This is a genomic window from Actinomyces naeslundii, from assembly GCF_001956585.1.
GTDB classification, from domain to species: domain Bacteria; phylum Actinomycetota; class Actinomycetes; order Actinomycetales; family Actinomycetaceae; genus Actinomyces; species Actinomyces naeslundii.
This window is the reverse complement of record NZ_MSRR01000010.1, coordinates 92,026-105,128: the sequence shown is the minus strand read 5'-3', so window position 1 is coordinate 105,128 and position 13,103 is coordinate 92,026. Positions and strand designations below refer to the sequence as shown.

General features: G+C 67.4%; 16 protein-coding genes and 1 tRNA gene. 15 read left to right on the top strand and 2 right to left on the bottom strand.

Features of this window, described 5'->3' with window-relative positions:
- The first annotated feature begins 5 nt into the window (after window positions 1–5).
- The 3 genes from BKH33_RS13800 to BKH33_RS06045 all read left to right on the top strand — a co-directional run bounded on the left by BKH33_RS13800 (window position 6) and on the right by BKH33_RS06045 (window position 2,166).
- A tRNA-Ser gene (locus BKH33_RS13800) sits at window positions 6–94 on the top strand.
- A 125-nt stretch (window positions 95–219) separates the two neighbouring features.
- Window positions 220–690, top strand: a complete 471-nt coding sequence (locus tag BKH33_RS06055) for a hypothetical protein (protein ID WP_003781573.1) — start codon at window positions 220–222, stop codon at window positions 688–690.
- A gap of 996 nt (window positions 691–1,686) precedes the next feature.
- Window positions 1,687–2,166: a nuclear transport factor 2 family protein gene (locus tag BKH33_RS06045; protein WP_003781577.1), complete on the top strand. Its 480-nt coding sequence runs from the start codon at window positions 1,687–1,689 to the stop codon at window positions 2,164–2,166.
- 27 nt (window positions 2,167–2,193) lie between these two features.
- Here the strand turns inward: BKH33_RS06045 and BKH33_RS06040 are convergent, their stop codons facing one another.
- Window positions 2,194–5,019 (bottom strand): ATP-dependent RNA helicase, encoded by a 2,826-nt coding sequence (locus BKH33_RS06040; RefSeq protein ID WP_232621532.1) that lies wholly within the window; start codon window positions 5,017–5,019, stop codon window positions 2,194–2,196.
- A gap of 198 nt (window positions 5,020–5,217) precedes the next feature.
- On the opposite strand from BKH33_RS06040, the gene BKH33_RS06035 reads away from it, so the two are divergent.
- The 8 genes from BKH33_RS06035 to BKH33_RS06000 all read left to right on the top strand — a co-directional run bounded on the left by BKH33_RS06035 (window position 5,218) and on the right by BKH33_RS06000 (window position 10,741).
- On the top strand, window positions 5,218–5,613 hold the full coding sequence (locus tag BKH33_RS06035; protein ID WP_232621531.1) for a PTS sugar transporter: 396 nt from the start codon (window positions 5,218–5,220) through the stop codon (window positions 5,611–5,613).
- Between the two features lie 21 nt (window positions 5,614–5,634).
- A complete protein-coding gene (locus tag BKH33_RS06030; RefSeq protein ID WP_003785258.1) occupies window positions 5,635–5,865 on the top strand; it encodes a helix-turn-helix transcriptional regulator in 231 nt (76 codons plus the stop codon).
- Window positions 5,858–6,361 (top strand): hypothetical protein, encoded by a 504-nt coding sequence (locus tag BKH33_RS06025; RefSeq protein ID WP_003785241.1) that lies wholly within the window; start codon window positions 5,858–5,860, stop codon window positions 6,359–6,361. The genes BKH33_RS06030 and BKH33_RS06025 overlap by 8 nt, the downstream gene beginning before the upstream one ends.
- Before the next feature lie 92 nt (window positions 6,362–6,453).
- Complete coding sequence (locus tag BKH33_RS06020) at window positions 6,454–7,275, top strand: nucleoside phosphorylase-I family protein (protein ID WP_003785247.1); 822 nt, start codon at window positions 6,454–6,456, stop codon at window positions 7,273–7,275.
- 67 nt (window positions 7,276–7,342) lie between these two features.
- Complete coding sequence (locus BKH33_RS06015; RefSeq protein ID WP_003785275.1) at window positions 7,343–8,077, top strand: glutamine amidotransferase; 735 nt, start codon at window positions 7,343–7,345, stop codon at window positions 8,075–8,077.
- A 76-nt stretch (window positions 8,078–8,153) separates the two neighbouring features.
- Window positions 8,154–9,410, top strand: a complete 1,257-nt coding sequence (locus BKH33_RS06010; protein WP_003785270.1) for an NADH:flavin oxidoreductase/NADH oxidase family protein — start codon at window positions 8,154–8,156, stop codon at window positions 9,408–9,410.
- A 55-nt stretch (window positions 9,411–9,465) separates the two neighbouring features.
- Window positions 9,466–9,828, top strand: a complete 363-nt coding sequence (locus tag BKH33_RS06005) for an ArsR/SmtB family transcription factor (RefSeq protein WP_003785265.1) — start codon at window positions 9,466–9,468, stop codon at window positions 9,826–9,828.
- Between the two features lie 226 nt (window positions 9,829–10,054).
- Window positions 10,055–10,741 (top strand): SDR family oxidoreductase, encoded by a 687-nt coding sequence (locus BKH33_RS06000; RefSeq protein ID WP_003785242.1) that lies wholly within the window; start codon window positions 10,055–10,057, stop codon window positions 10,739–10,741.
- A 95-nt stretch (window positions 10,742–10,836) separates the two neighbouring features.
- On the opposite strand, the gene BKH33_RS05995 is transcribed toward BKH33_RS06000, so the two are convergent.
- Window positions 10,837–11,142, bottom strand: a complete 306-nt coding sequence (locus BKH33_RS05995; RefSeq protein ID WP_003785279.1) for a hypothetical protein — start codon at window positions 11,140–11,142, stop codon at window positions 10,837–10,839.
- Between the two features lie 143 nt (window positions 11,143–11,285).
- On the opposite strand from BKH33_RS05995, the gene BKH33_RS13860 reads away from it, so the two are divergent.
- The 4 genes from BKH33_RS13860 (at window position 11,286) to BKH33_RS13580 (ending at window position 13,016) form a co-directional block, all read left to right on the top strand.
- Window positions 11,286–11,609 carry a hypothetical protein gene (locus BKH33_RS13860; RefSeq protein WP_162136594.1) on the top strand — a complete coding sequence of 108 codons (324 nt, stop codon included), beginning with the start codon at window positions 11,286–11,288 and terminating at the stop codon, window positions 11,607–11,609.
- A gap of 10 nt (window positions 11,610–11,619) precedes the next feature.
- Window positions 11,620–11,793 (top strand): hypothetical protein, encoded by a 174-nt coding sequence (locus BKH33_RS14095; RefSeq protein ID WP_003785281.1) that lies wholly within the window; start codon window positions 11,620–11,622, stop codon window positions 11,791–11,793.
- 91 nt (window positions 11,794–11,884) lie between these two features.
- Window positions 11,885–12,370, top strand: a complete 486-nt coding sequence (locus BKH33_RS14090) for a hypothetical protein (protein ID WP_235714978.1) — start codon at window positions 11,885–11,887, stop codon at window positions 12,368–12,370.
- Window positions 12,371–12,641: 271 nt separating this feature from the next.
- Window positions 12,642–13,016: a hypothetical protein gene (locus BKH33_RS13580; RefSeq protein ID WP_003785260.1), complete on the top strand. Its 375-nt coding sequence runs from the start codon at window positions 12,642–12,644 to the stop codon at window positions 13,014–13,016.
- Window positions 13,017–13,103: the final 87 nt, after the last annotated feature.

Here is a 13,103-nt window from a genome sequence, read left to right as displayed (position 1 = left end):
GGCGAGGTAGCGTGTCCGAGCGGCCGAAGGTGCAGATCTCGAAAGTCTGTGTGGTTCATAGCCACCCTGGGTTCGAATCCCAGCGCTACCGCCACGGGAATCCCCGCCACTCCAATGAAAAGTCGGAGTGGCGGGGTTTCTGTTTGTATCGTTGGGGTCCCAGTGGGGACAGGGTTCTAGGCTTGGGCTCACCTATCCCTATGTCTCTGAAGGAGCCCCATGTCCGTCTCTGTCCCTGAGCCCAAGCCGTTCTATCGGCGGCGCTGGTTCATCATCGCGGCCGTTATCGTCGCTCTCACTGCTTTCGGCTCTTGCCTGAACGATGGTAAGTCGTCTTCGTCCTCGTCATCGCCGTCTGCAACTGAGGGTGATGTCGTGAGGGCGCTGGCTTCACAGTCGGCCGCCACGGTAGCCGCCAAGGAGACACAGCAGGCCGCCACCCCGAAAGGCCTGAGCGATGCCGATGTACGCAGGCGGTGTGGTGGGCACCTGCTGGCCATGCCGGACGGCGCGAACACTGAGGTGGACTGGTCTGTCCACTGGTCACGGACTGACAATGCTGACGGGTCTGTGACGATCAAGGGGCAGTCTTATAACCGAGATCGTGTAGGCAAGCGCTATCCGTCGTTTGATGTCTCGTGCACGGTCGGTGCTGACAGGGAGGTGACCGACTTCCATTTTGTTGAGTAATCGTGGTGTACCAGACAAGAGGCCCCGCAACCACACCGGTTGCGAGGCCTCTCGCCTTATAGGGCTGATCTACGGGGGCAGGACTTCAGGAACGGGCTTGTTGTGGGCCTGACTCGTGCCGTGCACACCTCCTGAGAAGCGTTGCCGTCACCCGCTGTGTTCGGGCCGCGTGGGTCCGGCCCCGTCGCGCTCGCGGTATGGAAGCAGCAGAGATGAAGACCGTCATCTCCCATGTAGAGGAGATGTGGGAGCCCGCAGGCCGACCACTGGTAGCCGGATGCTTCGATTGTGACCTCGATCAGGTGGGTGGGCGTGGTGTCGTCGATGGAGCCACCTCCGTAGTAGATGGTGGTCTTGCCTCTCATGCTGCCTCCTCATCCTTCAGGAGACCGACTACGTCAGGGGCCTCCATGCTGTTTTCGCTCGAGGAGTCAGCGCCAAGTCCGTCTCTCTCTGTTACCCCGTTTCCCTCCGCTGGTGTGGGTAACGGGGTAACGCCCGCAGTCACGCTCCTTGGCTGTGGGAGTAGTCGTGGCTCTCCTCCAATATGACGTGAAGGTAGGAACCGTCGATGATGTCGTGCTGGGTAATTGTGCTAGAGGCTCCAAGATCCGCTTTCTCCTTGTTCTTGCGTGGATGGCCCTCTAGGACCACGGCTACGTCAGCGTGCTTGACCGCGCTGAGAACCTGGAGATGAGCGCGCTGTAGTCGTCTGGCCGGTTGGAATCTGTACCCACCAGCGACATGATTCTGCTCTGCGGTGGAGTGCTTATCCCAGGTTTCGAATCTCAGCGCTACCGCCACCATGGGAGGGCCCGCCGAGCAGCCATGAGCCGCGCGGCGGGCCCTCACCGTTCCTCCTCATGCGAAGAGCCGCCTGGTGCAACGCCGTGAAACGGGATGCAACCTCAGATGCGGCGGGACCTGCGCCCGTGTCACGCGCGCTGAAAGCTCTTGGTCCCTCATTTGTCCGACGTCGGGCTCTACCCTTGACCCATGAGTCGCCGCCCCCACAGTCCCCACGAGGCCCGTCCCCTGTCCCGTACCCAGACTCGCCTCCACTCCCACCCCCATCCCCACGCCTCCGAGACCGCTCCGCATGCGGCCACCGACCTCTACTCGCTCCTGTGTGACGCCATGGTATCCGGCGACACCAAGGCGATTGACGCGCTGCTCACCGACGACTGCGTCCTGACCCACATGACCGGCTACCCCCAGCCCAAGATCGAGTGGCTCGGCGATATCGCCACCGGCGCCATGCGCTACCACTCCCACGAGGTGGTCTCCGTCCAGCCGGACACGATCGCCGGCTTCCCGGTGGTGCGCGGACGCACCCGCACCACGGCCACCCTGTGGGGCGGTCGCGGCACCTGGAACCTCCAGATCGTCGGGTACGTCGTGCCCGACGCCGACCCCGACACCGAGCGCAACCCCACTGGTTTCCGCTTCAGCCGCCTGGACGCCTCCACCTGGTGAGTCCTCACCGCGCGGGCGGTTCGGGGCCTACCGACGCCGTCCGGTTCCCCGAGTGGCCGGTGTGTTCCACGGGTCCTCGGGCCAGGCGTGCTTGGGGTAGCGGCCGCGCATCTCGGCGCGCACCTGCGGGTAGCCCTGCTCCCAGAAGGAGGCCAGGTCGTCGGTGACCGCCACCGGCCTGCGCGCCGGAGAGAGCAGGTGCAGCTGCACCGCTACCCGCCCCTGCACGATCCGCGGTGTGGTCGCCCAGCCGAAGCACTCCTGGACCCGTACCGCCAGTACCGGCCGGCTCGCCTGCCCGATCTGGGCGGCGTCGGCGCCGGCGGTGTAATCCACCCGCACCTGCGAGCCGGAGGGGACCTCGATGCGTTCGGGCACCAGCTCGTCCAGGTGGGCGGCCTGCGGCCATGGCAGTAGCGCCCGCAGCGCCTCGGCAACGTCCAGCCGCTCCAGGCTGAAGCGCCGGCTTCCCGGGCCCGGCGATGTCGACCCGGCTAACCCGGTCGACCCGACTGACCCGCCGGCCTGTCCGGCCAGGCTCATGACCGCGGGTGCCAGCCACTCCTCGGCCCGATCCGCCAGGGCTGCATCGCTCACATCCGGCCAGGGCTCGCCCAGGTGCTCGTGCAGCAGGGCCAGCCGGGCGCGCAGGCTCCGGGCCTCCTCGCCCCACGGCAGCACGGCCAGGCCGGTATCGGTCCCCTGGGCGCGCACCCGTGCGACGACGGCGTCCGCCACCTCCTGCGGTCCTGGCGGTGGCCCCGGTGTGGCGGAGAGCGTGATGGCCCCCAGGCGGCGTACGCGCTCGGTGCGCAGCCGCCCGCCGTCCCACACGGTGCGCTCCTCCTCGGCCAGCCAGGCTCCGGCCAGCTCCAGGGCCGTCTCCTCATCGAGGGGTGCCGCGGCGCGGATCAGGGCGTCGCCCCGCCCGGAGGTGAGATCGACGCCGGCCACCGCCAGCCACTCGGACTCCGCCAGCGTCGAGCCGGCGGGCAGACGCAGACCGGTTCCGGCCACGCTCGCGTAGTGCGCTTCCTTGCCCGCCTGGGGCGCCGGTCCCCGACGTCGCGCGATCCACTGCGGCTGCGCCCTCCCTGCCACCAGGGCCACTGCCGACTCCAGGTCGCCCGACCGGGCGGGCTCACTGGGTCCGGTCCCGGGAGCGTCCCCGCCAGCACCGTCGGACGAAGCGACGGCGCCCATGGCCTCGGGATCCGCAGCGCGATCGGAGGCGCCGCGCCGACAGGCCTGCTCCAGGCGACGCGCCTCCATCTTCCACGCACTGGACCCTGGCCCACCGCTGCGCACCTGCCGGGCCAGGGCCGTCAGGTCCCCGCCGGGCGCTCGCAGGTCGGCGGTCAGCAGTGCCGTGGCCCGCGCCGCCCGACGTGCCCCCAACACCGGTGCCGTCTCCAGCAGGGCTCGGGCTTCGCGCACGCCCGCCGGCAGCTCGGCCACCGCCCGCCCCAGGGGCGTCACGCCGTCGGTGCCGGCCAGCCCCAGGCGCTCCAGTGCTTCCCGGGCGGCCGTCAGCGCAGCAGCCGGCGGCTCGTCCAGCCAGGCCAGCCCCGCGCCGTCGGGCACGCCCCATACGGCCAGCTCCAGGGCCGCACCGGTGAGGTCGGCCGAGAGAATCTCCGGGGTCGGGACCAGCGGCGAGCGCGCCCAGTCCGTGGGCGAGCAGCAGCGGTAGACGACGCCGGGCCCCTCGCGCCCAGCCCGCCCGGCCCGCTGCATCCCGGCCGCCCGCGAGACCCCCACAGTGACCAGGCCGCTCATGGACCGGGCCACGTCCAGGCGCGGCTCGCGCGCCAGGGTGGAGTCCACCACCGCCCGGACCCCGGGAACCGTCAGCGAGGACTCGGCGACATTCGTGGACACCACGACGCGCCGCCGCCCCGCCGGGCTCGGGGTCAGGGCCGCGTCCTGCGCGCTCGCGGGCAGGCGGCCGTGCAGGGGAAGGACGTCCACTCCCTCGTGAGCGGCGTCGCGCAGGCGGGCGACGACGTCGTCGACCTCGCGGGCCCCGGGCAGGAATGCCAGAACGTCACCGGAGTGCTCGGCCAACGCCCGCTCGACGGTGGCGGCAACGTGGGCGAGGAACTCACACGGCACCCCGCGCGGCCCCAGCCGTCCGGTCCGCCCCGGCAGCGCCCACACCTCCTCCAGGGGGTGGAGGCGTCCGGGCACCTCCACCAGCGGGGAGGCGCCGCCCGATGTGCCGCCCAGAATGCGACGCAGGCGGTCGGCGTCGAGCGTGGCGGACATGGCCACGAGCGTCAGGTCCTCGCGCAGGGCGGTGCGTGCGTCCGTCAGGAGGGCCAGGAGCAGGTCGCCCTCCAAGGAGCGCTCGTGGACCTCGTCGAGGATGACGGCGTCGATGCCGGCCAGCTCGGGGTTGCGCTGGAGGCGGCGCAGGAGGAGCCCGGCGGTGACGACCTCGATCCGGGTGGCCGGGCCGGCGCGTCTCTCGCCGCGCACCGCGAAGCCGACGGTGCCACCGACCTCCTCGCCCAGCAGGTCCGACAGGTGGCGGGCGGCCGCGCGGGCGGCGATGCGCCGCGGCTGGGTGACGACGACGCGGCCGGGCCCTCGCCCTGGGCTCTTGCCGTCCGGTGCCCCGGTGGCGGGCTCCGTGGCGGCGCTCTTGGTGAGGACATCGGCCAGGAGCGGTGGCACGAGCGTCGTCTTGCCGGTGCCGGGCGGTGCGGTGAGCACCAGGCAGGCGCCGACGCCGTCGGAACCGGAGGGGCTGGGGGAGAGACGCTCGCGCAGCTCGGACAGCACCTCGACCACCGGAAGATCCGGAGGAGAGGCGAGCAGGGCCCTGATGGGGTCGGTTGGTCGAGCCATACTGACATTCTCTTCATAGGTTGCGCGGAGCCGCGTCATCTGTGAAGAAAATGCCGGTGAGTGTGGGGCTGGCGTCAACGGCCTGGATGTTTCGAGTGAAGCACGCTTGACACGATGGGTCCTGTCAAGCACACTAGACATGTCAAGCAAACATGACACCCTCTCTCGGGGTGAGTGGCTATTCAAGGGATGATCGCCATGCTCTCCACCGTCTCCGCTCCTTCTGTCCTGGCCGCCGGGTCGTCGACCTCCTCCGCTGTCACCTTCGTTGCCGGGGTGGTCGGTGGCATCGTCGCCGGGATCGTCCTCTATCTGCTCGTCTACCGGTACTCGGCTCGCCATCTGTCTGAGGTCCGCGCCGAGGATGCGCCCGAGCTCGTCAAGAAGCTCGGTGGGCAGATGGCTGCTTTCGTCTGCAGTACCTCCATCGGAATCGTGGTGGGCGTCGTGAATCCGGCGGTCACTCATCTCTCCGCCGGACCACTTCTGCAGGTCGTGCACCTCATGGGCGCCGCCATGGTCGGCGTCTCCGTCGTCGGTATCGCGTGGCTGTCCCCGAGACTGCGTGCCGCCCAGAACGCGGCTGCGGCATGAACTGGGAAGGGGAGGTCACCTATGCATCTCGGTCGTATCACCGTGCTCTGGGCGGTGAGGGGCGTGGATAACGACGTGCGCAGCCTGCGTGAGGCGCGCGGCCTCACCCAGGCCCAGCTCGGAGCCGCCCTGGGCGTCTCCAGGCAAAGTGTCAACTCCATCGAGAAGGGCAGGTACGACCCCTCCCTTCCCCTGGCCATCGCCATCGCCCGCTACTTCGAGACCACCGTTGAGGAAATCTTCCATGTCTGAGTCAGATCCCGCGCCCACCCCTTCCTCCGCTTCAGCGGCAGGCTCGTCCTCCTCCGGTTCGACGCCGAAGGCTCGGAAGGGCCTGAAGGCCGCCAGGCCACGGCAGATCGCCGCCGCAGGCATGACGTCCGGCACCGTCATCGTGGTCCTCCTATGGGTGGCTGCCTTGGCGATCCCGATGCGCAACGGTTTCCTCTACGGTGCCGCCAGCGGGGGAACGGCCGTAATGCTGGCGCTTGTCGCCCTGCTTGTTGCCAAGAGGTTCGGATACGACACCTTCTTCGTCCGGGAGCTCGAGAAGCGGGAGGACGAACGGGACAGGGCCGCCTCGCAACGGGCCTGGGCCCTCGCCGGTGTCGTCGGGTTCTTCGGCAATGTTGTCGTTGGCGCCGTGGGGGCCTTCGGAGGGCCGATGATGCCGGCCCTTGCCGTCGTCCTGTGGCTCCAGCTGATCAGCTTCATCGGAGGGAACATCTACTTCAACCGCACGATGTAGATCGCGTAGACTTCGCTCCACCCTGACCGGAGCCCCGCTCCGGTCATCGTCCCCACCCTTCCGCCCGCCCCGGGCGCACCCGAGGAGAACCCATGGCCCAGCAGTCCGTCCCGCTAGGAACCTGGGACGAGGACCCCGACGGCGCCTCCATCCTCCTGGCCACGGGGCGCGCCCGTCACGACCTCCTCGTCATCGCCGAACCGGCCTTCCTGCGCGACCTCGACCAGGTCTGGGGCCGTCCATCAGCCCGCGTGCGCCTGTCCTTCCTGCCCGGCGTCCACGCCCCGAGCGCCCCCGGCCAGGAGGACGCCCTGATGTCCTACGAGCGCGGCGGTCTCGGTGTCCTCGTGGCCCGTGGCCGCACCAGCCTGTACGAGGGCGAGTCCGTCCGCAGCACGACGGCGCTGGCCCGGATCGCCAGTGGTGCCCGCCTGCGTGCCGCCCTGCTCGTCACCCGTGCCACCCCGCTGCGCGGCTCCGGTGATGTGGCCGGAGGGGCGGCGCCGGGCCAGGTGCGCGTCGTCTCCGACCACCTCAACCTCTCCGGCGGTCCGCTCTTCCAGGCCACCGGCATGGTCTCGGCGAGCTGGGACGCGAACCTCACCGAGCGTCTGGGGCGCCTGCGGGGGGTCAGTGGCAGCGCCGTCGCCGCGCTCGTTCCCGGTCCCCTGCGTCCGAGCCCGGCCGAGTCCCGTGTCCTGACCTCCATGGGGGCCGACGTCGCCGTCACCGACTCCGTTGCCGAGGCCATGGCACTGGCCTCCCGAGGCGTGTCCGTCTCCGCCCTGACCTACCTCGACGCCCCGGCCGCCGGCGGGAACCTTGGACAGGCGCAGCTCTCCTTACGGCAGGCCTCCGGTGTCGCCCTGGCGGCCGTCGAGGAGGTTCTCAGAAGCCTGCAGGCCGGTAACTGAACGTGATTCTGAGAACGGCGTGAGAAAGGATGCTGACCCGTCTGCCGGCCCCCGCTAAGGTCATCCCGTGAAACCCTTCCTCTTCCTGGCCACCCGCAGCGACGACGAGCCCGCTGACGCCGAGTACGAGGCATTCCTCAAGCGCACCGGCCTGAACGAGTCCACGCTCGTCCGGCTGCGCCTGGAGTCCCGGCCCCTGCCGCAGATCGACCTGGACGACTGGTCCGGCATCCTCGTGGGTGGCTCTCCCTTCAACGCCTCAACCCCGCCGAAGAAGAAGTCGGACACCCAGAATCGGGTCGAGGGCGAGCTCTCCACGTTGCTCGATCGCGTCGTCGAGGCCGACTTCCCCTTCTTCGGCGCCTGCTACGGCGTCGGCACGCTCGCCTGCCACCAGGGCGCGGTTGTCGACACCACCTACGGCGAGGCCGTCACCGCCCCCGACGTCACCCTCACCGAGGCCGGCCTGGCCGACCCGATCTGCGCAGGTGTCCCGAAGGTCTTCCAGGCCTTCGTCGCCCACAAGGAGGCGGTCACCGAGCTGCCGCCCCACGCCGTCGTCCTGGGGACCGGCCAGGCCTGCCCCGTGCAGATGTTCCGCATCAAGAACAACCTCTACGCCACCCAGTTCCATCCCGAGCTCGACGGTGACTACCTCGCCCACCGGCTCGGCTTCTACTCCGGTCACGGCTACTTCGCCGACGACGAGCTCGCCGAGCTCCAGGCCCGCGTGCGCCTCGACGACGTCTCCGACTCCTGGAAGCTCCTGGCCAACTTCGTGGCCGTCCACGCCCGCGACTGACGGGTGCTGGAGGGCGTGGTACTCTCGCCGGCGTCAAAAGGTCAAAGTGCTTGGACGCTTCGACGAAAGGTTGCCGATGCCCTCCACAAGCTCAGTCCTCGCAGAGCCGCTCACCCTGCCCTGCGGGGTCACCGTGAAGAACCGCTTCTTCAAGGCGCCCATGCACGAGGCTCTCGCCACGCCTGAGCTGGGGCCCTCGCAGGACATCGTGGACCTCTACGGGCGCTGGGCCGCCGGCGGCGCCGGGGTCCTGGTGACCGGCAATGTCGTGGTCGACTCCCGTCACCTGGGGGAGCCCGGCAACATCGCGATCGAGGACGAGACCCACCTGGAGATGCTACGGCGCTGGGCGCAGGCGGGAACCGCTCACGGCACCCAGCTGTGGATGCAGATCAACCACCCCGGCAGGCAGTCGCCGCGCTCGGTCAACCGTCACCCGGTCGCTCCCAGCGAGATCCCGAATGCTGGGGGATACAGTCAGTTCTTCGAGCCGCCTCGCGAGCTCAGTCGCGAGGAGATCGGTGACATCGTGCGTCGCTTCGTCGCCACTGCCCGCGTCGCCAAGAAGGCGGGCTTCACCGGCGTCGAGATCCATGCCGCCCACGGCTACCTCATCAGCCAGTTCCTCTCCCCGGCGGACAATCACCGTACTGATGAGTACGGCGGCTCCTTGGAGGGGCGCATGCGCTTCCTTATCGAGATCTACCAGGGCATGCGCGAGACCCTGGGGCCGGACTTCCCCATTGCCGTCAAGCTCAACTCCTCCGACGGCGACTCCGGTGGCATGAGCCAGGAGGAATCGCTGCGCGTCGCGGTTCGCCTGTCCGAGCTCGGGGTGGACGCCCTCGAGGTCTCCGGGGGCACCTACCGCAAGCCGGTCTTCGAGGAGACCGACAGCAGTGCCGAGGACCGCCGTCGTGGTGTCTACTTCGCCGACTACGCCCGCCGTCTCAAGGAGCTCGTCTCCATGCCGGTGGCGCTGACCGGAGGCTTCCGCTCGGCGGCGGACATGGAGGAGGCCGTCTCCGAGGGGCTGACCGACCTCGTGGGGATCGGGCGGCCCCTGGCCCTGATTCCCGACCTGCCGCAACGCATTCTTGATGGTGCGGGCCGACGTCGGATCGAGTTGCCCCGCATCTCCACGCGCGTTAAGGCGCTTGATGAGGCGCTTGGCGGCGTCCTGGTCATCGGCTGGTACGAGATGCAGATGCACCGCCTCGCCCAGGGTGGCTACGCCTCCGCCCAGGGCAGCGGGCTTGCGGCGCTGGCCTTCACGGTGCGCCGCCACCGCCTTGGGGCACTCATGCCTCGGCGGGTGGCTCGGCGTGGCTGATGGAGGCACGACGACGAGGACGCAGGGGTGGCAGGGACCTGAGGCGGTTCGCCCCATGAGCGACCAGAGCGAGCAGCCGGTGGGCCGGTGCAGTATCGACATTCTCAATGACTGCATCCCCATGTTCGAGGCGCTCAAGGACCCCACGCGCCAGCAGATCGTCGTCCATCTCCTCCAGCACGGCCCGCAGACGGTGGGGGAGATCTCCCAGACCTCACCACTGTCGCGCACCGCCGTCTCACACCACGTCAAGCTGCTGGAGCAGGCCGGCCTGCTGTCGATCACGAAGGTGGCGACTCGGCGCATCTGCCAGGTCCGCAGCGACGAGGCTCTGGGGCTACTCAAGGGACTCATCGTGGCGCTGGAGTCCGATATCAAGACTCTTGAGCATGAGCGGGTTCAGGGATCGCCGGCCTGACGAGGTCGGGGGACATGAACGGGCCCGGACTGCCATCCCTGGACGCCTACTCCAGGAGAGCGGTCCGGGCCGCGACTGACGGACGCGCCGTCGGCACTATGTCCCAGTTCGCCCAGCGCGGGAGGAGGTGCGTGCGGTGCGGGCGGGGTGAATGCTGGGGCGCACCCGGGCCGAACCGTCTGATCGGCCCCGAAGGTCCAGGAACTCTTCAGAAAGGGCGTCGCACATGTCCCGCATCGTCATGATCGGAGGCCACGGCAAGGTCGCGCTGCTGGCCGCACCGCTGCTCGTGGAGGCCGGCCACGAGGTCGTCTCCCTCATCCGCAACCCTGATCAGGCCGACGACGTCGTCGCCGTCGGCGCCACCCCACTGGTCCTGTCCGTCGAGGAGGCTGACGTCGCCGAGCTCGCCCGGGCCTTTGCTGGCGCCGACGCGATCGTCTGGTCCGCCGGGGCTGGCGGCAAGGGGGGCCCGGAGCGCACCGACGCCGTCGACCGCGCCGCCGCCATCCGTTCCATGGAGGCCGCAGCCGTAGCCGGGGTCAGGCGCTACGTCATGGTCTCCTTCCTCACCGCCTACGGGGAGGTGTCCGTGGACCACCCGTTGCGCGCCTACGCCATCGCCAAGATCGCGGCCGACCGCCATCTGCAGACCACCGACCTGGACTGGACGATCCTGGGGCCGGGCCTGCTGACCCTGGAGGAGCCCACCGGAGCCATCACCGTGGCCCGCGTTCTCAAGGGCACCCCGTCCTCGAAGGCGCCGACGTCCCGCGGCAACGTGGCTCGTGTCATCGCCGCCGTGCTCGCAGAGCCGGCCAGCATCGGCAAGGTCATCCCCTTCTACGACGGCGACACCCCCGTCGCCCAGGCCGTTGCCGACGTGCCCCAGGAGTACGCCGACCTGTCCTGATCGCCGTCCTCGTGGGGGCGGGTATCAGACGGACTCCGGCCCGCGCTCGTTCCATGAGCGTGGGCCGGAGTCCGTTGTGGCCGCAGACGCGGGGCCTACTTGCCGTCGCTCATGGAGCCGGAGGTGGGGCTGTCGGACATCTTGTCATCCGACATCTTCCCGTCGGACATCTTCCCGTCCTCGGTCTTGTCGTCGCTCATCTTTCCGTCGGACATCTTGCCGTCCTCGGTCTTGTCGTCGCTCATCTTTCCGTCGGACATCTTGCCGTCACTCATGGTGCCGCTCGGGGTGGAGGTCTGCTCCATCTTGTCCTTGTTGGCATCCGTGGAGCCGCAGGCGGCGGTTCCGGTGGCGAGGGCGGCAACGAGCAGGGCGGCGGATACGATCTTGCGAGTACGCATGGAGAACTCCTTGATGACATGGGCTGGCGACGTGGCCAGGTGGGTAGTGGCGCACCGCAGGGGTGTGCCGTCACCAGGAGTTCGGAGCCGGGCGAGGAGTGGATGAGGACGAACGAGTGACTCCACTCACATATTAGGGAGATGTGTGGAAGTTCTTCCCTCGTGTCGGGTGGTGTGTGATGTCGCTGCGGCTTGAAGAGAGCCCAGGTTTCACGGAAAGCGGTGGCGTTGGTACTCTCCCAGACGGCGTTATCAAGGGCGGAGTCGGTCGGCTTCTGAATGTCATCGGCACGCTGAACATTATCCTTGAAGGTGTCGTAGAGAGTCTTGAGACCTACGACGTCAGTCTTAATCATGCCGGCCATACCGGTGTCCGCCTTACTGATTGGTTCACCGTACCGCTCCAAAGGTTGCTATTCGTCGATGCCGCAGGGGTGGATTTTCCGTTCGGAGGAGCATCCTCGTGAGGTTCAGTTGGTGATGCAGACCGATGGTTCTGCGGGGATGGCGCAGGTGGCGGCGGTTCACCGGGCGGCAGAGCAGGCCGAGGCCTGGTGTGGCGTCATTGATCGTGCTCAGCGTCCGGGGCATGTGGATGAGCTGCCTGTAGCGATCAGTGCGGAGGCGGCCCTCAATCAATCTGAAGTCTAAGCTGAAGAGCAATGACATTGCTTTTGCTGTGGATGGGGGTGATCTGCGTCTGTTGCCGGTGTCATTGGAGGATATTGGTAACGCGTTCCTGATGACCGTGCCGCGCCGTTCCGAGTGGTCGACGGCTCTGCACTTCGCCACCAACAGGTTGCTGGGTAATGGGCAGAGGGTTGTGCTGGTGCTGCTCCGCAGGTCACCCTTGGCTGAGTTTGCACAGAACCCGAATGTGTTGGGCGTGCTGGGTGTGGATGCTGAGCTCAGTGACCTGAGCGAGCTGCTTACGGAGGATCTGGAGAACACAGTCATTGTGGTCGATGACTTCGATACACTGACAAACGACCACAAGATCAATCCGACCATTGGGGCGCATGTCAAGGCCTGCCGTGATCATCCCGGGGGTGTTGTGGCGACCTGCGGCATCGATGAGATCGGAGGCGTGTACCGTGGCGTGGTCGCCACCGCCCGCAAGACCCGAACCGGGCTGGTCCTGGCCCCACCCCGCAGCGCCAACGACGGCACCCGCCTCTCCGCCCGACTCCCCCGATCCGTCGGGGCCCCGTCCCCAATGGCAGGGTAGTTCTGATCACCACCACAGGATGGACATGAACACAAATATCAAGGCATCCGGTAAAAGAGTGAAAACGTCACTATAGCTCGTTTCAGCATATGAGCTTTCAGTCCCTACTGTATTCTGTGTCAGTTGGTGTAAAATGGGGTTGTTATTCGGGAGGTCCTTGGCTGGATGATATTCATAAGTATATTGGAGAGTGAAACGAAAAAGCACGAAAAATTGAGGGAGTTAGCGGATCTTGTTGATCGCAATAACAAAACTGTCACATGACAAGTCAGTGGAACAGGGCAAGGAGAGCCTCAACGCCATCGCAAATGTCACGACGGCGGTACTATTGGCCGGGGCCGGGGCCGGGGCGGTTGGTGGACCGGCTGGCGGTGCAGTTGCCAGTACGGCCGTGTCCGCGGCTGGAACATACTTGACGCCAATCATCGTGACCCCTTCAGGTGATGCCGAGCAGGTCAGGAATGTAACGGCTGCACCTGCAGCTGAGGCCAGTGATTCCCTGTGGGTGCACGCGGTTGAGAAAGCGGCGCAAAACAATTTTCTCAGCCAGGATGACTTCAGGATAGTGACAGATCTCGATCCTCGAAACACCGGCAATAGCGAGAACTCCGCTGCAGATACACGATCCTTGGATCGTCGTCGATGACCAAGGTTACTATAGTATCGACCTTTCGAAGACCAGTCCTAGTCACTACAAAGAAGTCAGGAGATGGACCAAGGCTGTGCAGGATGG

Bases quoted from the DNA above. Each gene is read 5' to 3' on its own strand.
- BKH33_RS06030 (WP_003785258.1), top strand. From the start codon at position 5,635: ATGCATCTCGGTCGTATCACCGTGCTCTGGGCGGTGAGGGGCGTGGAT.
- BKH33_RS06055 (WP_003781573.1), top strand. From the start codon at position 220: ATGTCCGTCTCTGTCCCTGAGCCCAAGCCGTTCTATCGGCGGCGCTGG.
- BKH33_RS06025 (WP_003785241.1), top strand. From the start codon at position 5,858: ATGTCTGAGTCAGATCCCGCGCCCACCCCTTCCTCCGCTTCAGCGGCA.
- BKH33_RS06035 (WP_232621531.1), top strand. From the start codon at position 5,218: ATGCTCTCCACCGTCTCCGCTCCTTCTGTCCTGGCCGCCGGGTCGTCG.
- BKH33_RS06010 (WP_003785270.1), top strand. From the start codon at position 8,154: ATGCCCTCCACAAGCTCAGTCCTCGCAGAGCCGCTCACCCTGCCCTGC.
- BKH33_RS05995 (WP_003785279.1), bottom strand. From the start codon at position 11,142: ATGCGTACTCGCAAGATCGTATCCGCCGCCCTGCTCGTTGCCGCCCTC.
- BKH33_RS06020 (WP_003785247.1), top strand. From the start codon at position 6,454: ATGGCCCAGCAGTCCGTCCCGCTAGGAACCTGGGACGAGGACCCCGAC.
- BKH33_RS06005 (WP_003785265.1), top strand. From the start codon at position 9,466: ATGAGCGACCAGAGCGAGCAGCCGGTGGGCCGGTGCAGTATCGACATT.
- BKH33_RS06040 (WP_232621532.1), bottom strand. From the start codon at position 5,019: ATGGCTCGACCAACCGACCCCATCAGGGCCCTGCTCGCCTCTCCTCCG.
- BKH33_RS06000 (WP_003785242.1), top strand. From the start codon at position 10,055: ATGTCCCGCATCGTCATGATCGGAGGCCACGGCAAGGTCGCGCTGCTG.
- BKH33_RS06045 (WP_003781577.1), top strand. From the start codon at position 1,687: ATGAGTCGCCGCCCCCACAGTCCCCACGAGGCCCGTCCCCTGTCCCGT.
- BKH33_RS14090 (WP_235714978.1), top strand. From the start codon at position 11,885: ATGACCGTGCCGCGCCGTTCCGAGTGGTCGACGGCTCTGCACTTCGCC.